Origin of the sequence: Amycolatopsis vastitatis, assembly GCF_002234595.1 — a bacterium.
Classification (GTDB): Bacteria; Actinomycetota; Actinomycetes; order Mycobacteriales; family Pseudonocardiaceae; genus Amycolatopsis; species Amycolatopsis vastitatis.
This window is the reverse complement of sequence record NZ_NMUL01000064.1, coordinates 16445-40342: the sequence shown is the minus strand read 5'-3', so window position 1 is coordinate 40342 and position 23898 is coordinate 16445. Positions and strand designations below refer to the sequence as shown.

Below are 23898 nucleotides of genomic sequence, written 5' to 3'. Positions count from 1 at the left end.
CTGGACCTGCTTTCGTTACTTACCGGTCCACGCGGAGATCGGGTTGCCCAGCCAGCGGGTGTCGGCGGGCACCTCGTCGCCGCGGGTCACCAGCGAGCCCGGGCCGACCGTGGTGCGCGCCCCGATGCCGGCGCCGGGCAGCACGATGCCGTGCGGGCCGAGCGTCGCGCCCTCGCCGAGGGTCACGCTCGACATGCTCATGATCCGGTCGTGGAACAGGTGCGTCTGCACGACGCAGCCGCGGTTGATCGTCGCGCCGTCGCCCAGCTCGACGAGGTCGGCTTCGGGCAGCCAGTATGTCTCCAGCCAGACGCCGCGGCCGATCTTGACCCCCATCGTGCGCAGCCAGGCGGTGAGCAGCGGGGTGCCGCCGACCGAGCCGATCAGCCACGGCACCGCGAGGGCCTCGACGAAGGTGTCGGCCAGCTCGTTGCGCCAGACGAAGGAGCTCCACAGCGGGTGGTCGATCTCGCGGAACTTCCCGACCAGCAGCCACTTCATCGCCGTCGCCGTCAGCGCCGCGACGATCCCGGCGGCCAGCAGCGCGGGCCCGGCCAGCAGCAGGGCGACGCCGAAACCGAACGCCGTCGCCGCCCACAGCAGGCCGAACGCGACCACGACGGTCAGCGCGACACCGCACATGACGGGGATGATCCGGCACAGCTCGACCAGCGCCCGCGCCGCCTTGAGGTGCAGCGCCGGGGTGTAGGTGCGGCTCGTGTCGGCGTCGCCGATCGCGCGGCGGACCGGCAGCGGCGGCATCCCGAGGTAGGACGAGCCCTTCTTCGCCTTCAGCGGCGTCGACGACAGGACGCCGACCAGGCCGCGCTTCGGCACCGAACGGCCGGGCGCCGTCATCCCCGAGTTGCCGAGGAACGCCTGCTTGCCGATGCGCGCGGGGGCGACGTGCAGCCAGCCGTGGCCGAGTTCGTAGGTGGCGACCATGGTGTCGTCGGCGAGGAACGCGCCGCTGTCGACCTTGGTCATCTTCGGCAGGGCCAGCACGGTCGACGCCTCCACGTTGCGGCCGACCTTCGCGCCGAGCAGCCGCAGCCACACCGGCGTGAACAGGCTGGCGTACAGCGGGAACAGGCCTTCGCGGGCCATGCTCATCAGGCGTTCGGTGGCCCAGACCTGCCACGCGACGCGGCCGTGCACCGGGTGGTAGCCCTCGACCATGCCGATGCTCAGCGCCCGGACGCCGACGAGCACGAGCAGCATGTACGTGCCGAAGTACGCGAGGGTCGCGAGCGGCACGAAGACCAGCGCGCGGGTGAAGGCGTCCAGGAGCGTCGGGGCGCCCGCGATCGCGTAGCCGAGCACGGCGACACCAGCCAGCGCGGCCACGCCGGGGAGGAAGCCGAGCGCCAGGGACGTCACGCCGTAGACGGCGGCCCAGAAGTGCGACCGCGGCGGACGGCTCGACGGCCACTTCAGCGCGTCGCGCTCGTCCTTGGCGACGCGCGCGGCGGGCGAACCGGCCCAGCGCTGCCCGGCCGGGACGGCGCCGCGGACCGTCGAACCCGCCGCGATTTCCGCGCCCTTGCCGATGCGGACACCCGGGAACAGCGTGCTGCGCGCGCCGACACGAGCTTCGGCGCCCACGTGGACCTTGCCGATGTGCACGACGTCGCCGTCGACCCAGTGCCCGGTCAGGTCGACCTCGGGCTCGATCGCGGCACCGCGGCCCAGCTTGAGGAAGCCGGTGACCGGCGGCGGCGAGTGCAGGTCGACGTCCTTGCCGATCCGCGCGCCGAGGGCCTTCGCGTACGTCGTCATCCAGGACGCGCCGGCGACGCTGTCCGCGCCGCTGAACTCGGCCAGCTTCTCGGCCGTCCACAGTCGCAAGTGGACACTCCCGCCGCGCGGGTAGGTGCCGGGACGCACCCCCGACAGCAGCACGCGAGCGCCGCCGGCGGCGATGGCGATCCGGCCCGCCGGGCTGAACAGCACCACCCAGGCCAGGCCGATCCAGGCCCAGCTCAGCGTCGGCGCCCAGGCGAACCCGAGCAGGGACAGGATGTTCGACAGCGCGGCGGCCAGCGTCGCCCAGCGCAGCCCGACGAGGCCCATCAGCGGGACCATCAGCAGCGTCTGGATGACGCCGGCGCGGCGCTTCGTCGGCGCGATGTCCCGGCGTTCGGTGGCCTGGCCGCTCAGCGCGTCCAGCATCGCGGCCAGCGCACCCAGCTTGGGGTGGGCGTAGATGTCGGCGACCGACATCTGGGGGTGGCGGGTGCGGATGCGGGCGACCACCTGGGCGGCCGTCAGACTGCCGCCGCCGTGGGTGAAGAAGTCCGCCTTGGGGCTGTCGACCGAGACACCGAGGATTTCGGCCCAGCCTTCGGCGAGCCACGTCTCGGTCGGGGTCAGCCCGAAAGCTTCCACTGTGGACAGTGGCCACGGGAGGGCGTTGCGGTCGACCTTGCCGGAGGTGCGGGTCGGCAGGTCGTCGACGACGGCGAGCAGCGGCACCAGCGCGGCGGGCAGGTGCTCGCGCAGCCGCGTCGCGGCTTGGTCGAGGTCGAAGCTCTCGCCGCCGGGGACGACGTACCCGACCAGGACCTGGTTGCCCGCCTTGGTGCGGCGGATCGCGGCGGCCGCGCCCTGCACGCCCGGCAGGGCCTGCAGCGCGGCGTCGACCTCGCCCAGCTCGATGCGGCGTCCGCCGAGCTTGACCTGCTCGTCGAGGCGGCCGAGGAACAGCAGGCCTTCTTCTTCGGCGCGGACCATGTCGCCCGAGCGGTAGGCGCGCTGCCAGCCCAGCGACGGCAGCGGCGCGAACTTCTCGGCGTCCTTGGCCGCGTCGAGGTAGCGGGCCAGGCCGACGCCGCCGATGACGAGCTCGCCGGTCTCCCCCATGGCGACCGGCTCGCCCTCGTCGTTGACGACCGCGAGCTGCCAGCCGGCGAGCGGCAGGCCGATGCGGACCGGGCCGTCGCCGGTCAGCTGAGCGGCGCACGCGACGACGGTGGCTTCGGTCGGGCCGTAGGTGTTCCAGACTTCGCGGCCTTCGACGGCGACACGCTCGGCCAGTTCCGGCGGGCAAGCCTCGCCGCCGAAGATCAGCAGACGGACGTCTTCGAGCGCGTCGGCGGGCCACAGCGCGGCCAGCGTCGGCACGGTGGAGACGACGGTGATGCGCTGCGCGACCAGCCACGGGCCGAGGTCGACGCCGGTGCGGACCAGCGCGCGGGGCGCGGGCACCAGACAGGCGCCGTGGCGCCAGGCCAGCCACATCTCTTCGCAGGAGGCGTCGAAGGCGACGCTCAACCCGGCCAGGACGCGGTCGCCGGGGCCGATCGGCTCGTCGGTGAGGAACAGCTCGGCTTCGGCGTCGACGAAGGCGGCGGCACTCGCGTGGCTGACCGCGACACCCTTGGGCTTGCCGGTGGAGCCGGAGGTGAAGATGATCCACGCGTCGTCGGCCGGGCCGGGGACGCCGTCGCGGCCGCCCGGCGTGCTGTGGACGTTGATCTTGCCGTCGGTGGCGACCGCCGCGACCTGGGCTTCTTCGAAGACCAGCTCGGCGCGCTCGTCCGGGTCGTCCGCGTCGACCGGCACGTACGCGGCGCCGACGGACAGGGTGGCGAGGATCGCGATGTACAGCTCGGCGGTGCCGGAGGAGATCCGGATGCCGACGCGGTCGCCGAGGCCGACGCCGTAGCTCCTGAGGCGCCGCCCGTAGGCGTCGATCTCCTCGAGCAGCCGCCGGTAGGTGAGCGTGGTGGTGCCGTCGTCGATCGCGGCGGCGGCCGGATACCGCTCGGCCGTGGCGGCGAGGACGTCGAGGAGGGTGCGCTCACCGGCGCCCGGACCGGACCAGAAGAGGGCGCGGCCGACGACCGGGGCGAGGGTCACCTCGGCGGCGGATTCGGCGGGTTCGATGGTGACGGTCATCGGCCACTCACCCCTGGCAGGACAAAACCATGGGCGCGCAAGCCCACCACTCACCTTTCGGGAGCCTCAATCGGGCTCGCTCTCCTGAATGAGGCGCCCGCAACGACCTTCCACTCTAACGCAAGATGAAAGAAAGATATCCGCCGGATCACGCTAGCGTGTCGGACCTCACGCTCCGGACGAACCACCGTGACGGAAGGGTCGGCACGCGTGATTGGAAGGTCGACACGGGTTCCGGCCGGACATCCGCCGTGTCGTCCCTCCGATCACGCGTGTCGACCTCCCGATCACGCGTGTCGTCCGAAACGGGTCAGGAAATCACCGGGTTCGGGCGGCTTTTCCGCCGACCTTCGGCTTCGCCTTCTTTTCGCGGACCCGGATATTCACCCGGACGGGGCTGCCGGTGAAGCCGAACTGCTCGCGGAACTTGCGCTCGATGAACCGGCGGTAGCCCGCCTCGAGGAAGCCGGTGGTGAACAGGACCAGCGTCGGCGGGCGGATGCCGGCCTGCGTCGCGAACAGCACCTTCGGCTGCTTGCCCGAGCGGACCGGCGGCGGGGTGGCCGCGACCAGGTCGGACAGCCACGCGTTGAGCTGGCCGGTCGGCACCCGCTTGTCCCACGAGGCCAGCGCCGTGCGCAGCGCCGGCGCCAGCTTGCGCACCGAACGGCCGGTCAGCGCCGAGATGTTGACCTTCTCGGCCCACGGCACGCGGACCAGGCCGCGGTCCAGCTCGCGGACCATCGCGTGGCGGCGGTCCTCGTCGACCAGGTCCCACTTGTTGAACGCCAGCACGCAGGCGCGGCCGGCCTCGACGACCATGGTCAGCACCCGCAGGTCCTGCTCGGACAGCGGCTCGGCCGCGTCGAGCAGCACGATCGCGACCTCGGCCGCGTCGATCGCGGTCTTGGTGCGCAGCGAGGCGTAGTACTCCGCGCCGGCGGCGAAGTTGACGCGCTTGCGCAGGCCCGCGGTGTCGACGAACCGCCAGGTCTCGCCGTCCAGCTCGACCAGCGAGTCGACCGGGTCGACCGTGGTGCCGGCCACCGAGTCGACGACCGAGCGCTCCTCGCCGGACAGCTTGTTCAGCAGGCTCGACTTGCCGACGTTCGGCTTGCCGACCAGCGCGACGCGCCGCGGGCCCGACGTCGCGGCGCCGCCCTCGCGCGGCGACTCGGGCAGGGCCTTGAGGATGGCGTCGAGCAGGTCGCCGGAGCTGCGGCCGTGCAACGCGCTGACCGGGTGCGGCTCGCCGAGGCCGAGCGACCACAGCGACGCGGTGTCCGCGAGCAGCCGGTCGTCGTCGACCTTGTTCGCCGCGAGCAGCACCGGCTTCTTCGAGCGGCGCAGCACCTTGGAGACGGCTTCGTCGGTGGCCGTGGCGCCGACCGAAGCGTCGATGACCAGCAGGACCGCGTCGGCGGTCTGCATGGCCAGCTCGGCCTGCGCGGCGACGGAGGCCTGCAGCCCGGTCGCGTCCGGCTCCCAGCCGCCCGTGTCGACCAGGGTGAACTTGCGCCCGCCCCAGTAGGCGTCGTAGGCGACGCGGTCGCGGGTCACGCCCGGCACGTCTTGCACGACGGCTTCGCGGCGGCCGAGGATGCGGTTGACCAGCGTCGACTTGCCCACGTTCGGGCGACCGACGACGGCGAGCACCGGCTGCGCGAGGGCAGCCTCCTCGGCCGCTTCCGCCGCCTCGATCTGCGCGTCGAGCGCGGCGAATTCGGTCTCTTCCGACCAGGTGCCGTCGACTTCGCCGACGCTGTCGTACTCTTCCATCACTGACCCAATTTCCCTTATACCGCGCCGAATCCGTGTTCGGCACGCCAGTCGTCCAAAGTCTTCACGAGCGCCGCGAGCTCACCGCGCAGCTCTTCGGTGCCCTGGTCGAGCCCGGTTTTCCCGGGTCCGACCTTCAGCGAGAACGGCTCGCCCACGAGGATGTCCACCCGTGGCCGGAACCGTCGCTTGCCGTCGGCAGGCTTGCGCGTGCCCCGCGTCGCGACCGGGAGCACGGTCGCGCCGGAGGCCCGGACCAGCCAGGCCGCGCCGCGTTCGGCCGCGCCGACGTCCCCGGCACCGCGGGTGCCCTCGGGGAAGATCCCGACGACACCACCGTCCTTCAGGACACCGACCGCGGTCATCAGCGGTTTGCGGTCGATCTCGCCGCGCTTGAGCGGGATCTGCCCGATCGCCAGCATGAACTTGCCGACGATCCCGCCGAACATCTCGGCCTTGACCAGGAACGCCGAACGCCGCGGAAGCATTCCGAAGATCAGCTGCGGTTCGATCATCGAACTGTGGTTGGCGATCACCAGCACCGGCCCGGTGGCGGGCATGCGCTCACGGCCGTGCACGCGGATGCGGAAGGCCGACCGCAGATGGTACCGGGCGAAGACCCGCCCGGCGTCGTGGAGTGCGCCGACGGAGCCCTCAGGCAGTCCGTCAGCTCTCATCGCACGACCTCGGCGTTGCACCCCGCCAGCAGACCGCGGTGGCTGGCGAGCTCACTCAGCGCGACGATCACCTGGTCGATCGACAGCTCGGACGTGTCGACGTGCACGGCGTCGTCGGCGGCGCGCAGGGGCGAGGCGGTACGGGTCGAGTCGAGGTGGTCGCGGCGCTCGACCGAAGCCAGCGCGTCGGCGACCGACGACTTCCGCCCGGCCGCGGTGTCCTGGGTGCTGCGGCGCGACGCGCGGACGTCGGCCGACGCGGTCAGGAAGACCTTGAGCGGCGAGTCCGGCGCGACGACCGTGCCGATGTCCCGGCCCTCGACGACGATCCCGCCGACGGTGCCGAGCACCTCGCCGATGATCCGCCGCTGCCGCGCGACGAGCAGCTCACGTACGTGCGGCACGGCCGAGACGGGCGAAACGGCCTTGGTGACCTCGGGCCCGCGGATGTCGGCGGCGACGTCGTCGCCGGCCAGGCGGATCTCGGGCCGGTCGGGGCTGGTGCCGATGCTGAAGTCGGCGCGGTCGGCGATCTCGGCGACGGCGGCCGCGTCGACGGGGTCGGCTCCGGCCCGCAGCACGGCGAGGGTGACCATCCGGTACATCGCGCCGGTGTCGAGGTAGCCGGCGCCGAGGCACTGGGCGAGCTTGCGGGCGACGGTGGTCTTCCCGGTCCCCGACGGGCCGTCCAGCGCGACCACACCACGTAGGGCTCCCGTCACCGGCACTCTCCTCGCGTTCTCGTCCCGTTCGGCTTTGTCCCCATTCTGCCGGTCGGGGTGCGGAGGAGATCAGTCGGCCCGCGCGCCGAAGCGCTCCACCACGAGCGCGAGGCGCTCGTCACGGTGGGCCGGGGACAGCCGGTGGCCGCGATCCAGCGTCACCAGCCCGTGCAACGTGCTCCAGAACACCTCGGTCAGCACGCCGGCGTCCTGCTCCCCCGCCACCGGCTCGATGACCGCGAGCAGCTCGGCGAAGTTCGCCTTCATCACCTCCGGGGTGTCGTCCCTGGCGAACCGCAGCTCGGACGCGAGCGTGAACATCGCGTCGTAGAGCGCCGGTTTCGCCTCGGCGTACTCGATGTACGCACCCGCGATTCCGGCCAGCCCACCGTCGCGCGCTCCGGCCAGTGCCGCGGCCAGCTCGGCGAAGCCCTCCAGCGCGGCCGCGGTCATGATCGCCTCCTTGCCGCCCGGGAAGTGGCTGTAGAGCACGGGCTGGCTGTACTCGATCAGGGCCGCGAGCCGCCGGGTGGTGACCGCGTCCCAGCCCTCCGCCTCGGCGAGCTCCCGGGCCGCGGCGACGATCCGCTGCCCCCGCTCGGTCCGGTCGCGCACACGCCGTTGTCGCTGGGTCATAGGTCACATGCTAGCACTGCTAGACAAACTAGCGTCGCTAGATTAGCGTTGCTAGCAATCCTAGCGATGCTAGAAAACTGGAGGAAACACCATGATCGTCACCGGCTACATCCTCGTCGCGATCGTCTCGCTCGGCATCATCTACATCGGCCTCAACTACCTCTTCGCGCCGAAGAAGTTCGCCGCGGGCTTCGGCTTCAACGAGATTCCCGAGAACGCCGAGGCGTTCCTGAACGTCAAGGGCGGCCGTGACATCGGGGCCGGCCTGGTCCCGCTGGCCCTGCTGATCTACGGCGACCCGCACGCGCTGGGCTGGGTCTTCCTCGCCGCGGCCGCCTGGCCCTTCTTCGACATGCTGATCGTCCTGCGCCACCGGGGGAAGAAGGCCATCGCCTTCGGAGTCCACGGCCTGACCGCCCTCGTGATGGTCGTCGCGAGCCTGCTCCTGCTGCTCGGCTGAACACCACGAATCGGACACCTGGGTTACGGTGGTTGGGTGAACGTCGAAGTAACTCCCCTGCCCGGCATCGGGGTCCGCAAGGACTTCGCCACCCGTACCGGCCGCCGCATCGGCGTCGTCACCCAGCGGGACGGTCACATCGAGCTGATCGTGTCCAAATCGGACGATCCCGACGCCTGCGCCGCCTCGATCCCGCTCACCGCGGACGAGGCCGGCGCGCTGGCCAACCTGCTCGGCGCACCGCAGCTGGTCGCCCAGCTCACCGAGGAGCACCGGGACCTGCCGGGGATCAGCACGCGGCAGCTGCCGATCCGGCCGTCCGGCCCGTTCGACGGCCGGACGCTCGGCGACACCGCGATGCGCACCCGAACCGGTGTCTCGGTGGTCGCGGTGGCGCGGGCCGGGCAGGTGCACCCGTCGCCGACGCCGGACTTCACGTTCACCGGGGGCGACCTGCTGGTCGCGGTGGGCACGAGCGAAGGCCTCGAAGCCGCCGTCAAGATCCTCAAGTACGGCTGAGCGGCCCATGGACCACACCGCGCTGTCCCTGATCGAACTGGGGGCGGTCTTCTTCGTGCTGGGCGTGCTCGGGCGCCTGGCCGGCAAGGTCGGCCTCTCCCCCATCCCGCTCTACCTGCTCGGCGGCCTGTGTTTCGGCGAAGGCGGGCTGATCCCGCTGACCGACATCGGCGGCTTCACGCACCTGGCCGGCGAAATCGGCGTCGTGCTGCTGCTCCTGTTGCTCGGCCTCGAATACTCCGCGGCCGAGCTGTTCACCGGGCTGCGGCGCTCGTGGACGGCCGGCCTGCTCGACATCGTCCTCAACGCGGCCCCCGGCGCGGCCGTCGCGCTGCTGCTGGGCTGGGGCCCGGTCGGCGCGATGGTGATGGCGGGTGTCACGTACATCTCGTCGTCCGGGATCGTCGCGAAGGTGCTCGGCGACCTGGGCAGGCTCGGCAACCGCGAGACGCCGGTGGTGCTGTCGATCCTCGTGTTCGAGGACCTCGCGATGGCGCTCTACCTGCCGATCCTCACCGCGGTCCTCGGCGGGGTGTCGCTGCTCGGCGGCCTGGAGGCCGTCGGCATCTCGCTGCTGGTGATCACCGTCGTGCTGGTGGTCGCGCTGAAGTTCGGCCGGTACGTCTCCGCGGCGGTCGACAGCCCGGACCGCGAGGTGTTCCTGCTCAAGGTGCTCGGCGCGGCACTGCTGGTCGCCGGGCTGGCGTCGGCGATGCAGGTGTCGGCCGCGGTCGGCGCGTTCCTGCTCGGCATCGCGATCTCGGGCTCGACGGCGGAGAACGCGACGCGCATGCTCGAACCGTTGCGCGACCTGTTCGCGGCGGTGTTCTTCGTGGTCTTCGGCCTCAACACGAACCCGGCGTCGATCCCGCCGGTGCTCGGCTGGGCCGTGGTCCTCGCGGTGGTCACGACGCTGACGAAGGTCGGCACCGGCTGGTGGGCGGCCCGCCGCCAGGGCATCGGGAAGATGGGCCGTGCCCGTGCCGGGGCGGCACTGGTCGCGAGAGGCGAGTTCTCGATCGTCATCGCCGGCCTGGCGGTGACGGCGGGCGCGGTCTCCGGGGAACTGGCGGCCCTGGCCACGGCGTACGTCCTGCTCATGGCGATCCTCGGCCCGACCGCGGCCCGGGTCGTCGAGCCGATCGCCCGCGCCCTGCAGCGGAAAACGGCGCCGAAGACCGCCCCGGCTGAGGCAAACTGACGGCTACCGGCCGGCGCCGGATCAGAAGCTGAAGGTACAGCCCGTCGCGACCAGATCCGTCCCGCTGTAGGAGTACGCGGTGCACGTCGCCGTGATGTTGTAGTAGGGAGTGTTGTAGGGCTGCTGGGTCGAGATGGCGTTGAAATAGGCGATCTTGAAGACGTACGGCGAACCTCCGTCGGAGAACCCCGTGCACGACGTCCCCAGGTGGACCGTGGGTGAAGGGAAGTGCCAGCCGGGAGGGCCGATCGAGTACCCCGACACGCAGGACGTCGTGGTCGCCGCCGAAGCGGCCGACGCTGAAGCCAGCGACAGCACACAGGCCGCCGTCACGACGACGGCAGCGGCCCACGCGGTGCTCGGCTTCGTCCGGTCCGGCATGGCGGGCCCCTCGGTACGCGGCAACGGAAAATCGAGCCTAGCACCGGAATTCGCGACCGGGATCGGCCTTCCGGGGCAACCGGTCAGCGCAGGTCCGCCCGGCCCGCCGACGGCACGAACGCGCCCGTGCCGAGGGCCGGGTGGGTCGTCGCGGCGGGCACCACGCCGGCCACCGGCACCGAAACCGACGTCCGGGCCAGGTCCAGCGTCACGCGGCCCGGCTGGGCGGGACCGCGGATGAAGCTGCCGTCCGTGCCGCCGATGATCAGCGCCAGCGCGTGACCGCGGGGCACGATGTGGTCCGTGGACGCCAGCCGGAACGTCATCGTGTACGCCGTCCCGGGCGCGAGAGGCCGTTCCTGGGACAGGGACGCGTAGTTCGCCAGGTCCGCCCAGCCGCGGCTGACGATCGTGTAGTTCACCTTCTTCACGTCCGCCGACGTGATCCGGTAGCAGGCGTCGTCGCCCATCGTCGAGGAACCCCAGCAGTTCTCGGAAGTCCCCGTCTTGATCCCCTCGCCGCTCCCGGCGAAGTTGCGGATCGTCGCCGGGCCGAGGTCGACGAGCAGGGCCGAAAGCCGCGCCGACGACGTGCTCGGCGTGGCCGTCACCGTCACCGAAGACGTCCCCGACACCTGCACGTCGGACGCCAGCGCCCCGGTCGAGTAGGTGAGCGCGGCACTGCCCGGGTTCGTCACCCAGGTGTCCTCACCGACGCCCGGGTTGTCCGTGAACGACGCCGTGCCCGAGGCCGCCGCCGTGCCGAGGGTGCCGGAGGAGTGCGGCCGCAGCGTCGTCGCGACCGCGTTCGCCGCCGGGTAGGCGCTCTGGTCCACCCACCGGTCCGGCTGCCGCTCGACGCTCGCTTGCGGGCCGTTCTGGACCCCGTTGTCGAGGCCCAGCAGGTAGTGGTCGAACCACCGGTGCAGCAGGTCGACCCAGTCCGCCCGCCGGTAGTCGAACGGGTCGACGTGCCCGGTCTGCGACAGCCAGATCTTCTTCTCGACGTGCAGCGCGCTCCACCACTGTCCGAAGTGGATGGTCTTGACGTTGAGGTCGTTGACACCGTGGGACAGCAGCACGCTGGCCCGCACGTTGCCGGCGCGGGTGACGTAGTCCCGGTCGGCCCACAGGGGCCCGTAGTCGCCGTTCGCGGTGGCGCCGGTGGCCAGGACCTGGTTCTGCGCCGAGCAGTTCTGCCCGCTGTTGCGCGACTCGACGGTCTGCGCGAGGCCGGCCGGGTCGAAGCCGAAGGTCGCGCCGTCCGAGCGGTAGTAGTCGTACCAGGAGCTGATCGCCGAGATCGGGACGATCGTCTTGAGGCCCGCGACACCGGTCGCCGCGACGCCGTTGGCGATCGTGCCGTCGTAGGACTTGCCGATCATCCCGACGTTCCCGGTGCTCCAGCCCGCGGTCACCGCGCTGCCGCCGGTCTTCGCGTTGTAGCCGGTCGCGCGGCCGTTCAGCCAGTCGACGACCTTGCGCGCCGAGTCGACGTCCGAGGCGCCGCCGATGTCCGCGCAGCCGGCCGAGCGGTTCGTCCCGGCCAGGTCGACCAGCACCGCGGCGTACCCGCGCGGCACGAAGTAGTTGTCGTAGAACAGCGGGAACTTCACGGGTTTCCCGGCGCTGTCGTACGACTTCAGCTCACTCTCGTTGCCGCGCCCGCAGCACGAGTAGTACGGGCTCGCGTCCATGATCACCGGCACCGGCGACGTCGCTTCGGCGGGACGCACGATGTCGGCGGCGACCCGGTCGGAGCGGCCGTCGCCGTCGCCGTCACGGCCGATGTCGACCCAGACAGTCTCGCGGATCGCCTTCGCGTAGTCGTAGACCGGTTCGCTCGCCACCGGCGCCGCGGCGGCCGGAGCCACCGTGCCGGACAGGAGCACCGCGAGGATCCCGCACACCACACCGGTTCGCATGACGCCCAGGCTAGAGCCGCAAAAACGACCCCTGCTACTGCGGAAAGTCGGGGATCCCGGCACGCCCCACGATCGGAGTAGCTTGACCACCGTGACCGAATCCCTCCCGGCGGTGAGCCGGACCGCCGTCGGCGTCGCCGCTATGCGCGCGTACGAGAGCAACCGGCCGGACAGGCTGTTCGACGACCCGTACGCGGCGGCGTTCTTCGAAGCCGGGCGCTCGGTGCTGCCACCCATCGGGCGGGACTCGGCCCAGGCCGGGCTCGGCGAGCTGATGTACCCGCAGATCGTGATCCGGACCCGGTTCTTCGACGACTACCTCCTGCAAGCCGGCTGCGCGCAGGTGGTGCTGCTCGCCGCCGGGCTGGACGCGCGGGCGTTCCGCCTGGCCTGGCCGCCCGGCACCCGCCTGTTCGAGATCGACCTGCCGGAGGTGCTCGCGTTCAAGGACGACGTCCTGGCCACCCAGGACGCGTCACCCTCGTGCGAACGCGTCGTCGTGCGCGCGGACCTGCGCGAAGACTGGGCGACGGCGTTGCGCGCGAGCGGATTCGACCCGGCGGTGCCGACGGCATGGCTGATCGAGGGGCTGCTGATCTACCTCTCGCGCAAGGACGCCGAAGGGCTGCTGACCACCGTCGGCGAGCTGTCGGCACCGGGCAGCCGGGTGTCGTTCGAGCACGGGACGGGCGCACCGGACGGCCTGGTCTCGCGCGCCCACGCGACCGAAGACGGCGAGTCCGTCACCGCCCTTTGGCGCGGCGGCCTGGGCAGCACCGCACCGGAGTGGCTGGCCGCCCACGGCTGGCAGCCGTCGACGGTCACGCGCGCCGAGGTCGCCGCCGGGTACGGCCGCCCGTCGGACGACAACGCGACCGCCGACGGGTTCGTCACCGCAGTGCTGTGACAACCGGGGCGGGCGTCAGAGCTCGACGTTGCGGTAGAGCGCGCCGACCTCGGTCTTCGTCAGCCGCCGGATCGAGCCGACGCGCTGGTTGCCGAGCTGGACGTCGCCGACCGCGGTGCGGACCAGCTTGAGCACCGGGTGGCCGGTGTCCTTGAGCAGGCGGCGCACGATGTGCTTCTTGCCCTCGTGGATGACCAGCTCGACCAGCGACTTGCCGGAGTGCATGTCCTTGACGCGGAACTGGTCGACCTTGACGATGCCGTCCGGCAGCTCCCAGCCCTTGCGCAGCTCCTTGCCGAGCCCGCGCGGCACGAGGCCGTCGACCTCGGCGAGGTAGGTCTTGAGCACCCGGTAGGACGGGTGCATCAGCCGGTGCCCGAGGTCGCCGTCGTTGGTCAGCAGCAGCAGGCCCTCGGTGTTCTCGTCGAGCCGTCCGACGTGCACGACACCGGGCGTCTCCTCGTAGCGACCGCGCAGGTAGTCGCCGACGCAGGGGCGGCCGCGGTCGTCCGACATAGTCGAGTGCACGCCCTTGGGCTTGTTCAGGGCGAGGTAGATGAGGTCGTCGCGCAGGTTCACGCGGGTGCCGTCGACGTGGATGATCGCGGCATCCGGGTCGACGCGGCGGCCCAGCTCGGTGACGACCTCGCCGTCCACCGCGACCCGGCCGGCGACGATCAGGTCCTCCGCCGCGCGCCGGGAGGCGACCCCGGCCTGCGACAGCACCTTCTGCAGCCGGACGCCGTCGGGGTGTTCACTGGATGTCATCGATGGTGTCCACTTCGGGTAGCAACGGAGCGATGGCGGGCAGGTCGTTCAGTGACGACAGCCCCAGTCGCTCCAGGAACAGCTCGGTCGTCACGTACAGCGTGCCGGTCGTCTCGGGATCGGTCCCCATCTCTTCGATGAGGCCGCGCGCGAGCAGCGTCCGGATCACGCCGTCCACGTTCACGCCGCGCACCGCGGCGACCCTGGCGCGGGTCACCGGCTGCCGGTACGCGATCACGGCGAGGCTCTCCAGCGCGGCCCTGGTCAGCTTCGACCGCTGGCCGTCCAGCAGGAGCTTCTCCACGAACGGGGCGTAGACGTCCCTAGTGTAGAACCGCCACCCTTCGCCGACGCGCCGCAGGTCGATCCCGGAGGTCCGGTCGGTGAACTTCTGCGCCATGGTGCGGAGGGCGACGAGGATCCGCGACTTGGGCTGGCCGAGGGTGTCGGCGAGGAGCTCTTCGCTCGCGGGCGAGTCGACGATGAGGAGAAGCGCTTCGAGGGCGGCTTCGAGAGCCTCGTCGGAGGTGACGTCCGGCATGGCGTCGGCGTCCCCGGCGGCGACCAGGCCGGACTCGGGATCGGCTGGGCCGGGCTCGGCCGCTTCGGCGGCCTCGGCGGCTTCCTCGGCAGGCGCTTCCGCCTCGGCCGCTTCCTCGGCAGGCTGGTCCGGCTCGGCAACGGCTTCAGGCTCGGAAGGCGCATCCTCGCCCACCCCAGCAGCAGCTTCAGGCTCAGCGGGCGCATCCGGCTCGGCGGCAGCCTGGTCCTCGACCAGCGGCTCGACCGGCTCGCCGTCCTCGGTCACCGGCTCGCCCGACAGCGCCTCCTCCAGGGCCAGCTCCGCCGCGGCCTCCTCCGGCTCGCCGACCGGCGGCTGCGGGGCCTCGGCCACTTCGTTGTCCTCGGGGTTCACCCGTACTCCTCTTCGTCTCCGGCGGCGCGGTCCAGCTCGGCCGCCGCGGAGGCATCTTCCTTCGAGCCGCCCGTCCAGCGGACGTGCAGCTCGGCCAGTGCCTCGCTCTGCTCGAACTGGACCGTCGCCTCGCGGTAGAGCTCCAGCAGCGCCAGGAACCGGGCCACGATCTCGACCGTGTGGTCGCAGTCGTCCACCAGCTCGCCGAACGTCGCCTGGCCGCGCTCGGCCAGCATCACCCGCAGGATCGCCGCGTGCTCGCGCACCGAGATGCGGCCCATGTGGATGTGCGCGATCGACACCGTCGGTGGCGGCTTCGGCCGGAACACCGCCACCGCGATGTCGGCGAACTTCTGCGGCGTCACGCCCAGCATGACCTCGGGCAGCAGCCCGACGAACCGGTCCTCCAGCGCGACCGAGCGCGGGTACCGGCGCAGCGCGCCCTGTTCCAGCTCGCCGAACAGCGCCGCCACCTGCTTGTACGCGCGGTACTGCAGGATCCGCGCGAACAGCAGGTCACGGGCCTCGAGCAGGGCGAGGTCGTCTTCGCTCTCCACTTCGGCCGACGGCAGCAGCCGCGCGGCCTTCAAATCCAGGAGCGTCGCCGCGATGACCAGGAACTCCGTCGTCTCGTCGAGGTTCCACTCGGTGCCCAGCGCGCGCGTGTACGCGATGAAGTCGTCGGTGACCCGGTGCAGCGCCACTTCGGTGACGTCGAGCTGGTGCTGCGAGATCAGCTGCAGCAGCAGGTCGAACGGTCCCTCGAAGTTGGCCAGCCGCACCTTGAACTTCGACGTGCTCAGTTCCTCGGTGTTGACGCCTTCGGGGATCATCCCGCCGTGCACGGTCTGGTGCACTTCGGGAACTTGTTCCTCCGGAGCCGGTTCCGGCTCGTCCATCAGTCCTCGGTTTCGCCGCCGTCTGAGCCGACCACCCGCAGCCGCTGTACCAGCACCGATTCCTCGCCGTTCTGGTCGAAGTCGGCCAGCAGCACCGCCACGGCTTCGCGCACCAGCCGGCCGCGGTCGACGACCAGGTCGTGCTTGGCGCGCAGCGTCAGCCGGGCCTGCTCCATGGCGACGAGCTCGTCGCCGGAGACGTACACGGTGATCTTCGCGTCGTGCTTCGTCCGGCCGGAGCCGTGCGGGGCCGCGCTGCGCGCGAGCTGTTCCGCTCGGCCGTTACCCGAAGGCTGGGGCTTCTCGGCGGGCTCGGGCGGCGCCTGGGGCGGGAGATCGAGGGCGGGGCTGGAGGTGATGCGGAAGAGTTCCGACGCTCCGGGCAGGGAGGCGCGCCTGCTCACCGAGCGATCACCTCGCGGGCCAGCTGGCGGTACGCCGCCGCGCCGGCCGACTTGGGCGCCCAGGTCGTGATCGGCTCACCCGCGACCGTCGTCTCGGGGAACCGCACGGTGCGGTTGATGACCGTGTCGAACACGGTCTCGCCGAATGCCTCCACCACGCGAGCCATGACCTCCTTCGAATGCAGGGTTCTCGGGTCGTACATGGTGGCGAGAATCCCGACTATGTCCAGTTTGGGGTTGAGGCGTTCCTGGACCTTCTCGATGGTGTCGATCAGGAGGGCGACGCCTCGCAGACTGAAGAACTCGCACTCCAGCGGGATGATCACACCGTCCGCGGCGGTCAGCGCGTTCACCGTGAGCAAGCCGAGCGAGGGCTGGCAGTCGACAAGAACATAGTCGTAGTCGTTCATGACCGGACGCAGGACCCGTAACAACGTGTGCTCGCGCCCCACCTCGGCGACGAGCTGGACCTCCGCCGCGGACAGGTCGATGTTGCTCGGCAGCAGGTCAACGCCGTCGACGCGGGTTTTCATCAGCACGTCGGTGGCGCTGACCGAGCGCTCCATGATGGCGTTGTAGACCGTCTGGTCGAGTTCGTGCGGCTGGATGCCGAGACCGACGGCGAGCGCGCCCTGCGGGTCGAAGTCGACCAGCAGCACCTTGCGCCCGTACTCGGCGAGGGCGGCGCCCAGGTTGATGGTCGACGTCGTCTTGCCGACGCCGCCCTTCTGGTTGCACATCGCCATGATCTTGGCCGGGCCGTGCTTGTCCAGCGGCGCCGGATCGGGGTGCTCGCGGATCGGGCGGCCGGTCGGCCCGATGCCGTCGAGCTTGACCTTCTTGCCGTTGCGCTCGGGTGATTCGTCGCCGTCGTGGATCGCGGGCGTGGCGATGGTGACCTGGCTGAGGTTCGCCGCCGCCGACCCGGCGGACTCGGCCGAAGGGGCCGGCTGGTTCGGTGTCGACATGGCGCGAAAGCTCCTTGTTCGTCAGCGTCCGCCGCAGCCTATGTCCGGAGTCGGAGCCCCGGCAAAGCAACGCGCCGGACCCGACGGGGCAATGTCACTCGACCGTCGGTCCAGCGTACGAAGGCTGTTGCCGCTCTATAGGGCCGTCTAGCCCAGCGCTCGCGGGTGCGCTGTCGCGTACACCTCGCGCAGCGTGTTGACCGTGACCAGCGTGTACACCTGGGTCGTCGTCACCGAGGCGTGGCCGAGAAGTTCTTGGACGACGCGGACGTCGGCGCCGCCTTCGAGCAGGTGCGTGGCGAAGGAGTGGCGGAGCGTGTGCGGTGAGACGACGGCCTTGATCCCCGCCCGTTCGGCGGTGTCCTTGAGGACCTGCCACGCGCTCTGCCGCGAGAGCCTGCTGCCGCGGGCGTTGAGGAACAGCGCCGCGGTGCCGCGTCCGTGCGCGGCGAGCGCCGGCCGCGCGCGGACGGCGTAGGCGTGCAACGCGGCGAGCGCCGGACGGCCGATCGGGACCAGCCGCTGCTTGCCGCCCTTGCCGTCGAGCAGCACCGTGCGCTCGGCGTCGTCAACGTCGTCCACGTCCAGGCCGACCGCTTCGGAGATCCGGGCCCCGGTGGAGTAGAGCAGCTCCAGCAGCGCCCGGTCGCGCAGCGCGCGCTCGCCGTCCGGCGGCGGGGTCTCCAGCAGCCGCAGCACGTCGTCGACCGGCAGCGCCTTGGGCAGCCGCTTCGCCGGTGTCGGCGGGCGGACCTCGCGGGCCGGGTTGTGCTCGGTGAGCCCCTCGGCGTGGGCGAACTTGTGCAGCCCGCGGACGGCGACCAGCGCCCGGGCGGCCGAAGACGCGGCCAGGGGCTGGTGCCCGTCGTCGCCCTCCCGCAGGGCGGCGCCGAAGGCCGTGACGTGCCCGGGGGTGACGTCGGCGATCTTCGCGACGCCCACGCCGTCCAGGTACGCGCGGTACCGGCGCAGGTCACGGGCGTAGCTGTCGAGGGTGTTGCGTGCGGTCCCGCGTTCGACGGCCAGGTGGTCGAGGTACGCGGCGATCACGCCGGCCGTGCTGTGCGGGCTGGAGGCCACGCCGGTCACCTTAGGCCGCCCGGGGTCCGTGACCCGGCAGAAACCCCGTTCTCAGCTTCACGCGGTTACCTTGGATTTCATGGAGTCGGACGAGCTCCGCATCGGCACGGCCGAGCGGGAGGAAGCGGCGCGGCTGCTGGCCGACCACTTCGGCATGGGCCGCATCACGCCGGACGAGTACGAGACGCGGGTGACGGACGCCTACGCGGCGACGACCCTGGGCGACCTGCGGCCGCTGTTCCGCGACCTGCCGCCGCCGCACCCGGGGTTCTTCGGGCCACCGCCGCTGTACGCCCGGCCCACCTTGCAGATGCCGGTGTACGCGCCGGCGGCGGACCCGTATGCACCGCCGGTCACGATGCAGTACGCGTCTCCGGTCCCGATGCCGTACGCGCCGCCGATGCCGATGCCCTACTCGCCCCGGTCCAAGACGGTGGCCGGGGTGCTGCAGATCGTGCTGCCGTGCGGCGTCGGCCGGTTCTACACCGGCCAGGTCGGGCTCGGCCTGCTGCAGCTGTTCGTCGTCGTGATCACGGCCGGGTTCGGCGCGCTCTGGCCGGTGATCGACGGCATCCTGCTGCTGGCCAACGGCGGCCTCGACGCCCAAGGCCGCCCGCTGCGCCCCTGACCCCCCGAAACGTCATGAACGACTCTTTCCTGTCGTCGGATGACAGGAAAGAGTCGTTCATGACATCGGAACGGCGGTTCAGGCTTGCTTGCGCTTGGCGAACGCCGTCGGGCGGTCCTCCCACGGAGCGTCGGCCGGACGCGGCGAGGCCGCTCCGGTGAGCACCGCGTGCGTGGCCAGCACCCCGGACACGGTGGCGCCGTTCAGCAGCTCGCCCGCCATGGCCATCCGGACCGCCTCGGCGAGCGGGAACTTGCGGATGACCAGGTCCGCCTCCTCGTCCCCGAGCACCTCACGGTCCACATCGGACAGTCCCCGGGCCAGGAAGACCCGCACCACCTCGTCGGTGAAGCCGGGCGACGCCGCGACGTCGACCAGCGTCACCCAGTCCGAAGCGGCCAAGCCGACCTCTTCGACCAGCTCCCGGCGGGCTGTGCCGACCGGGTCCTCGCCGAGGTGGTCGATCAGGCCCGCGGGCAGCTCCCACAGCCGGTGCCCGATCGGGTGCCGGTACTGGTGGATGAGGGTGACCTGCTGGTCCTCGTCCAGTGCGACGATCGCCACCGCGCCGAGGTGCTCGATCACCTCGCGGGTCGCGGTGTCGCCACCGGGCATCACGACCTCGTCGATCCGCAGGCCGACGACCCGTCCGATGTGGACGTCGCGGCTGGCCGCGACGCTGAACTCGTGCTCGCCCGGCGCGGTCACCGGGCCGCCACCGGGGCTTCGGGCAGCTCGACCGGCAGCCGCTCGGCGACCTTGCGGTCGACGACGGCCTTGACGAACGCGCTGAACAGCGGGTGCGGCCGGGTCGGGCGGCTCTTGAGCTCGGGGTGCGCCTGGGTGCCGACGAAGAACGGGTGCACCTCGGCGGGCAGCTCGACGAACTCGACCAGGCGGTCGTCCGGCGAAGTGCCGGAGAAGACGAGGCCCGCGTCCGAGAGCTGCTTGCGGTAGGCGTTGTTCACCTCGTAGCGGTGCCGGTGCCGCTCGGACACCTCGGTGGTGCCGTACGCCTTCGCGACCTGCGAGCCCGCCTTGAGCTTCGCCGGGTAGGCGCCGAGCCGCATGGTGCCGCCCATGTCCCGCTCCCCCGCGACGACGTCGCGCTGGTCGGCCATGGTCGAGATCACCGGGTGCCTGGTGTTCTCGTCGAACTCCGACGAGCCGGCGTCCTCGATGCCTGCCAGGTGCCGGGCCGCCTCGATGACCATGCACTGCAGGCCGAGGCACAGCCCGAGCAGCGGGACGCCGCGGGTGCGGGCGTACTCGATCGCGCCGACCTTGCCCTCGATGCCGCGGATGCCGAACCCGCCCGGGATCAGCACACCGTCCACATCGGACAGGACCGACGCCGCCCCGGACGCGGTCTGCGCGTCGTCGGAGGCGACCCAGACGATCTCGACCTTGGCGCGGTGGGCGAACCCGCCCGCACGCAGGGCCTCGGTGACCGAGAGGTAGGCGTCCGGCAGGTCGATGTACTTGCCGACGACCGCGATCCGCACGACCTCGTTCGGGTTGTGCACCCGGTCGAGCAGGTCGCCCCACACCGTCCAGTCGACGTCGCGGAACGGCAGGCCCAGGCGCCGGACCACGTAGGCGTCGAGCGCCTCGCGGTGCAGCACCTTCGGGATGTCGTAGATCGACCGCGCGTCCGGGCAGGCGATGACGGCCTCGGTGTCGACGTCGCACATCAGGCCGATCTTGCGCTTGAGGTCCTCGGGGATCTCCCGGTCGGCCCGGCAGACCAGCGCGTCGGGCTGGATGCCGATGTTGCGCAGCGCGGCGACCGAGTGCTGGGTCGGCTTCGTCTTGAGCTCGCCCGACGGCGCCAGGTACGGCACCAGCGAGACGTGCAGGAAGAAGCACTGGTCCCGGCCGACGTCGTGGCGGACCTGGCGGCAGGCCTCCAGGAACGGCAGCGACTCGATGTCGCCGACCGTGCCGCCGACCTCGGTGATGACGACGTCCGGCGACTGGCCGGTCTCGTCGGGCCCGGCGGCCGCTGTGATCCGCGCCTTGATCTCGTCGGTGATGTGCGGGATGACCTGCACGGTGTCGCCGAGGTACTCGCCGCGGCGCTCCTTGGCGATCACCTCGGAGTAGACCTGGCCGGTCGTGACATTGGCCTTGCCGTCCAGGTCGCGGTCGAGGAACCGCTCGTAGTGCCCGATGTCGAGGTCGGTCTCGGCGCCGTCGTCGGTGACGAACACCTCACCGTGCTGGAACGGGTTCATCGTCCCGGGATCGACGTTGAGATAGGGGTCGAGCTTCTGCATCGTGACGCGAAGCCCGCGTGCGGTAAGGAGCTGACCCAGGCTGGAAGCCGTGAGTCCCTTACCCAGAGAGGAGGCAACGCCTCCGGTGACAAAGACGTACTTGGTTGCCCGTGACTGAAGTCCCACGGGCCGCCAGCATATCCCACTGCTGCGGATCCGCTCGTTGTGACATGCCCGAACCTCCGGATCCGGCCGCCACCACCCGCGCGGGTGAGTCAGGCCGCCGCCTTCGCGGGGGCCAGCCGGGGCCGCCCGGTGAGCGCGCGGCTGCCCGGCAGCCGCCGCAGCACCTCCACGATCAGGACGGTCAGGAGGATCGTCGCCAGGTAGATGACCACGCTGAGCCACGGCGCGCCGAACCGCTCCGCGACGTGCGGGATCGCCGGCCCGAGCAGGGCCAGGGCGAGCGGGTGCACGAGGAAGATGCTGAACGACCGGTTCGCCGCCCACGACACCACCCGGGCACCGCGGCTGCCTTCGCGGCGGCGTGCCGCCCATCTCGTGGTGAACGCGTAGATCGCCGCGATGACGGTGAGGAACCACGGGATCAGGTACGGCTGGAACGGGTCGCTGGCCACCTGCGGGAATGTTCCACTGTGGACGGTCCGGAGATAGAACCACTCGGTGCCGGCCAGCACGGCCACGAGCGCGCCGCCGAGCAGCAGCCGGTGCCGCCCCGCCCAGGCGTGCACGGTCTCGAAGTGCATGGCCACCACGGCGCCGAACAGCGTGTAGAACTGGTACGGCAGGATCGTGCCGTAGAGGTGAGTGATCGTCTCGTAGCTCACGCCGAGCGGCTGGTAGGTCATGAACAGCGTCACGCCGACCTGCACCACCCCGCTGCCGAGCAGCAGCCACCGGTGCTTGCCCTCGGTCGCCCGCAGGAGCTTCATCAGCACCGGGAACAGCAGGTACACCTGCATGGTCACGAGCAGGAAGTACAGGTGGTACCAGGCGCCGCCGGTGACCAGGTCGGTCAGCAGCAGGCGCATCGACGCCTCGAGCGAGCCCGGCTGCTGCTCGCCGGTCACCAGGCCGAACGCCCAGAAGAACATCGACCACGCCAGGTAGGGCGTCGCGACCAGCGGCAGCCGGCGGCGCCAGAAGTCACCGGCGGTGAACTCGCGGCCGCGGTTCTGGAACACCAGCACGAACCCGGTCAGCGCGAAGAACGCCTCACGCGTGAAGTGCAGCGGTGTCTCGACGGCGTTGGCACCGACGTCCTGCGCGAAGTTGGTCGCCCCCACCACGTGGATGAGGATGACGCAGGCGAACGTGATCAACCGGAAGAGGTCGATCTGGTGCAGGTAGGGCGCTTTTCCACCCGGTCTGGTGACGCGGGTGGGAGTCTCGAGGGTGGTCTGGGCAGTCGTCATCGTGCCGCCGATCCGGCACCGTCGTCGGCGTGGTTCACGTTGTCAGACTTGCCACCCATTCTGTGAATTTCCCATGAAGCCACTGGGAAGTGCCTGTTGAGCGGGCTCCTGGGGCGTGTCGGATATGCCACTTCCGCTGGGGATGCGCGGTTACCGTGATCATGTTAGTGCTCAGCGTGAAGGGCCACCACACGGGCGGGACGCCGTCCGCGTGGTGGCCCTCACGGCGAAAGCACTCAGAAGGCGGCGGCCCCGTTCGGCGTGCCGAGCCCGGTCGGGCCGTCGTAGCCGGTCACGGCGGTGCAGAGGTAGCTGCCGCCGCACGAGCCGTTGCTCCCGCCGCTCACGTCGTACAGCGAAGACGTGTGCGAGTACACAGTGTTCGCGCCCGTGACGCCGGTGACACCGCCGAGCGCGTACACGCCGCCGACGACCGGGGCCGCGACGCTCGTGCCGCCGAAGACCATCCACCCGGAGCGGCCCTGGTAGGCCGTGCTGTCGTAGACGGCGACGCCGGTGGCCGGGTCCGCGACGGCGCTGACGTCGGCGACCGCACGCCTGCCACAGCCGCCGTCGGTCTGCCACGACGGCTTGGCGACGTAGGCCGAGCAGCCGCTGCCCGCGCCGCTCCACGCCGTCTCGCTCCAGCCGCGGGTGTTCGACGCCTTCTTCAGGCTGGTGCCGCCGACCGCGGTGACGTACCGCGACGCGGCCGGGAACTCGACGCCGTACCCGGAGTCACCGGAACTGACCGTGACCGCGACACCCGGGTGGTTGAAGTACTTGCCCTCGTCGGTGGTCTCGCCGGAGTACTCGCCGCCGCCGTAGGAGTTGCTGACCACCTCGGCGCCGAGCCGGACCGCGGTGTTCACGGCGGTACCGAGGTTGGCCATGCTCGCGGTGCTCGCCTCGACGAGCAGGACGTTGCACTTCGGGCAGATCGCCGACGCCATGTCGAGGTCGAGGGAGATCTCCTGGGCCCAGCCGCCGTCCTTGCGCGGGTAGGAGGTCCCGCCGTTCTGGTCGGCCTTGGCGAAGCACGGCGTGGCGCTGGCGTCGACCGAGGAGGGCGTGCAGGAAGCGAGCTTCGGAATGCCGTACTGGGCGCGGTACACGTTCACGTCGGCGAAGGCCGTCGGGTCGTCGCCGGCGTCGACGATCGCGATCGTCCGGCCGGTGCCGGCGCTGCCGGCGAGCGAGCCGAGGTTGTACGCGGAGAGCAGGTCGGCCGGCCCGAGCCCGGACGGCGTCGCGGCCACGGCGGCGGTGACGTGGTCGGTGTCGATCCAGGCGTTGCAGGCCGCGTAGCCGGCCGGGGCGGCCGAGCAGACGCGCTGGACGTGCCCGTGGTGAACCGGAGCGGCTTGGGCGGCGCCGACACCGGCGGCGGAAAGAGTGAGGGTGAAGGCTGCGGCGAAAACTGTCGCTCTACGCACAGTGAACCTCCGAGAGGTGGGGACCCCGGTCGGCGAG

The 23898-nt window shown here is 71.2% G+C and carries 22 protein-coding genes; 5 read left to right on the top strand and 17 right to left on the bottom strand.

All coding sequences use genetic code 11. The features are described from left to right. Positions 1-15: 15 nt before the first annotated feature. From CF165_RS43315 to CF165_RS43295, 5 genes are all read right to left on the bottom strand, one after another. Positions 16-3900, bottom strand: coding sequence for a Pls/PosA family non-ribosomal peptide synthetase (locus CF165_RS43315; RefSeq protein ID WP_093953402.1), 3885 nt, complete (start codon positions 3898-3900; stop codon positions 16-18). 318 nt (positions 3901-4218) lie between these two features. Further along, entirely contained in the window at positions 4219-5679 is a 1461-nt protein-coding gene (gene der / locus CF165_RS43310; protein WP_167441749.1) for a ribosome biogenesis GTPase Der, read from the bottom strand. 17 nt (positions 5680-5696) lie between these two features. Beyond that, positions 5697-6356, bottom strand: a complete 660-nt coding sequence (locus tag CF165_RS43305) for a lysophospholipid acyltransferase family protein (protein ID WP_205661157.1) — start codon at positions 6354-6356, stop codon at positions 5697-5699. Then, positions 6353-7057 (bottom strand): (d)CMP kinase, encoded by a 705-nt coding sequence (gene cmk / locus CF165_RS43300; RefSeq protein WP_093953400.1) that lies wholly within the window; start codon positions 7055-7057, stop codon positions 6353-6355. Before cmk ends, CF165_RS43305 begins: the two co-directional genes overlap by 4 nt. Before the next feature lie 90 nt (positions 7058-7147). Then, positions 7148-7714, bottom strand: a complete 567-nt coding sequence (locus tag CF165_RS43295) for a TetR/AcrR family transcriptional regulator (RefSeq protein WP_240522075.1) — start codon at positions 7712-7714, stop codon at positions 7148-7150. Between the two features lie 91 nt (positions 7715-7805). Between CF165_RS43295 and CF165_RS43290 the strand changes: the two genes are divergently transcribed. The 3 genes from CF165_RS43290 to CF165_RS43280 are packed head-to-tail and all read left to right on the top strand — an operon-like array spanning position 7806 to position 9894. Then, entirely contained in the window at positions 7806-8174 is a 369-nt protein-coding gene (locus CF165_RS43290) for a DUF4267 domain-containing protein (protein WP_093953398.1), read from the top strand. Between the two features lie 36 nt (positions 8175-8210). After that, positions 8211-8693 (top strand): cation:proton antiporter regulatory subunit, encoded by a 483-nt coding sequence (locus CF165_RS43285; protein ID WP_167441745.1) that lies wholly within the window; start codon positions 8211-8213, stop codon positions 8691-8693. A 7-nt stretch (positions 8694-8700) separates the two neighbouring features. Beyond that, positions 8701-9894 (top strand): cation:proton antiporter, encoded by a 1194-nt coding sequence (locus CF165_RS43280; protein ID WP_093953396.1) that lies wholly within the window; start codon positions 8701-8703, stop codon positions 9892-9894. 21 nt (positions 9895-9915) lie between these two features. On the opposite strand, the gene CF165_RS43275 is transcribed toward CF165_RS43280, so the two are convergent. After that, on the bottom strand, positions 9916-10275 hold the full coding sequence (locus CF165_RS43275; protein WP_093953395.1) for a hypothetical protein: 360 nt from the start codon (positions 10273-10275) through the stop codon (positions 9916-9918). A gap of 83 nt (positions 10276-10358) precedes the next feature. Further along, positions 10359-12188, bottom strand: a complete 1830-nt coding sequence (locus CF165_RS43270; protein ID WP_093953394.1) for a Xaa-Pro dipeptidyl-peptidase — start codon at positions 12186-12188, stop codon at positions 10359-10361. A gap of 103 nt (positions 12189-12291) precedes the next feature. Between CF165_RS43270 and CF165_RS43265 the strand changes: the two genes are divergently transcribed. Continuing rightward, the gene (locus CF165_RS43265; protein WP_240522073.1) at positions 12292-13107 is read left to right on the top strand and encodes an SAM-dependent methyltransferase; all 816 of its coding nucleotides are present in this window, start codon (positions 12292-12294) and stop codon (positions 13105-13107) included. Positions 13108-13122: 15 nt separating this feature from the next. On the opposite strand, the gene CF165_RS43260 is transcribed toward CF165_RS43265, so the two are convergent. The 6 genes from CF165_RS43260 to xerD form a co-directional block, all read right to left on the bottom strand. Then, on the bottom strand, positions 13123-13875 hold the full coding sequence (locus CF165_RS43260; RefSeq protein ID WP_086848010.1) for a pseudouridine synthase: 753 nt from the start codon (positions 13873-13875) through the stop codon (positions 13123-13125). Beyond that, positions 13862-14791 carry an SMC-Scp complex subunit ScpB gene (gene scpB / locus CF165_RS43255; protein WP_093953392.1) on the bottom strand — a complete coding sequence of 310 codons (930 nt, stop codon included), beginning with the start codon at positions 14789-14791 and terminating at the stop codon, positions 13862-13864. Before scpB ends, CF165_RS43260 begins: the two co-directional genes overlap by 14 nt. Continuing rightward, positions 14788-15690: a segregation and condensation protein A gene (locus tag CF165_RS43250; protein WP_093953391.1), complete on the bottom strand. Its 903-nt coding sequence runs from the start codon at positions 15688-15690 to the stop codon at positions 14788-14790. Before CF165_RS43250 ends, scpB begins: the two co-directional genes overlap by 4 nt. Then, the gene (locus CF165_RS43245; RefSeq protein ID WP_093953390.1) at positions 15690-16094 is read right to left on the bottom strand and encodes a cobyrinic acid a,c-diamide synthase; all 405 of its coding nucleotides are present in this window, start codon (positions 16092-16094) and stop codon (positions 15690-15692) included. Before CF165_RS43245 ends, CF165_RS43250 begins: the two co-directional genes overlap by 1 nt. Continuing rightward, positions 16091-17062 carry a ParA family protein gene (locus CF165_RS43240; protein WP_093953389.1) on the bottom strand — a complete coding sequence of 324 codons (972 nt, stop codon included), beginning with the start codon at positions 17060-17062 and terminating at the stop codon, positions 16091-16093. The genes CF165_RS43245 and CF165_RS43240 overlap by 4 nt, the downstream gene beginning before the upstream one ends. Before the next feature lie 147 nt (positions 17063-17209). Then, positions 17210-18112 (bottom strand): site-specific tyrosine recombinase XerD, encoded by a 903-nt coding sequence (gene xerD, locus CF165_RS43235; RefSeq protein WP_167441748.1) that lies wholly within the window; start codon positions 18110-18112, stop codon positions 17210-17212. 109 nt (positions 18113-18221) lie between these two features. On the opposite strand from xerD, the gene CF165_RS43230 reads away from it, so the two are divergent. Continuing rightward, positions 18222-18770: a DUF1707 domain-containing protein gene (locus CF165_RS43230; protein WP_093953387.1), complete on the top strand. Its 549-nt coding sequence runs from the start codon at positions 18222-18224 to the stop codon at positions 18768-18770. Between the two features lie 78 nt (positions 18771-18848). Here CF165_RS43230 and CF165_RS43225 read toward each other — a convergent pair whose 3' ends face one another. The 4 genes from CF165_RS43225 to CF165_RS43210 form a co-directional block, all read right to left on the bottom strand. Beyond that, the gene (locus tag CF165_RS43225; protein ID WP_093953386.1) at positions 18849-19478 is read right to left on the bottom strand and encodes an NUDIX domain-containing protein; all 630 of its coding nucleotides are present in this window, start codon (positions 19476-19478) and stop codon (positions 18849-18851) included. Beyond that, a complete protein-coding gene (gene pyrG, locus CF165_RS43220; protein ID WP_093953385.1) occupies positions 19475-21175 on the bottom strand; it encodes a CTP synthase in 1701 nt (566 codons plus the stop codon). The genes CF165_RS43225 and pyrG overlap by 4 nt, the downstream gene beginning before the upstream one ends. 89 nt (positions 21176-21264) lie before the next feature. Then, positions 21265-22425 carry an acyltransferase gene (locus CF165_RS43215; RefSeq protein WP_093953384.1) on the bottom strand — a complete coding sequence of 387 codons (1161 nt, stop codon included), beginning with the start codon at positions 22423-22425 and terminating at the stop codon, positions 21265-21267. Positions 22426-22661: 236 nt separating this feature from the next. Then, positions 22662-23861 carry a S53 family peptidase gene (locus tag CF165_RS43210; protein WP_093953383.1) on the bottom strand — a complete coding sequence of 400 codons (1200 nt, stop codon included), beginning with the start codon at positions 23859-23861 and terminating at the stop codon, positions 22662-22664. Positions 23862-23898: the final 37 nt, after the last annotated feature.

Excerpts from the sequence above, each read along its gene's own strand:
- CF165_RS43275 (WP_093953395.1), bottom strand. The coding sequence starts at position 10,275 with ATGCCGGACCGGACGAAGCCGAGCACCGCGTGGGCCGCTGCCGTCGTC.
- CF165_RS43315 (WP_093953402.1), bottom strand. The coding sequence starts at position 3,900 with ATGACCGTCACCATCGAACCCGCCGAATCCGCCGCCGAGGTGACCCTC.
- CF165_RS43305 (WP_205661157.1), bottom strand. The coding sequence starts at position 6,356 with ATGAGAGCTGACGGACTGCCTGAGGGCTCCGTCGGCGCACTCCACGAC.
- CF165_RS43250 (WP_093953391.1), bottom strand. The coding sequence starts at position 15,690 with ATGGACGAGCCGGAACCGGCTCCGGAGGAACAAGTTCCCGAAGTGCAC.
- CF165_RS43240 (WP_093953389.1), bottom strand. The coding sequence starts at position 17,062 with ATGTCGACACCGAACCAGCCGGCCCCTTCGGCCGAGTCCGCCGGGTCG.
- CF165_RS43290 (WP_093953398.1), top strand. The coding sequence starts at position 7,806 with ATGATCGTCACCGGCTACATCCTCGTCGCGATCGTCTCGCTCGGCATC.
- CF165_RS43260 (WP_086848010.1), bottom strand. The coding sequence starts at position 13,875 with ATGACATCCAGTGAACACCCCGACGGCGTCCGGCTGCAGAAGGTGCTG.
- CF165_RS43215 (WP_093953384.1), bottom strand. The coding sequence starts at position 22,425 with ATGACGACTGCCCAGACCACCCTCGAGACTCCCACCCGCGTCACCAGA.
- CF165_RS43295 (WP_240522075.1), bottom strand. The coding sequence starts at position 7,714 with ATGACCCAGCGACAACGGCGTGTGCGCGACCGGACCGAGCGGGGGCAG.
- der (WP_167441749.1), bottom strand. The coding sequence starts at position 5,679 with ATGGAAGAGTACGACAGCGTCGGCGAAGTCGACGGCACCTGGTCGGAA.
- CF165_RS43280 (WP_093953396.1), top strand. The coding sequence starts at position 8,701 with ATGGACCACACCGCGCTGTCCCTGATCGAACTGGGGGCGGTCTTCTTC.
- CF165_RS43230 (WP_093953387.1), top strand. The coding sequence starts at position 18,222 with ATGGAGTCGGACGAGCTCCGCATCGGCACGGCCGAGCGGGAGGAAGCG.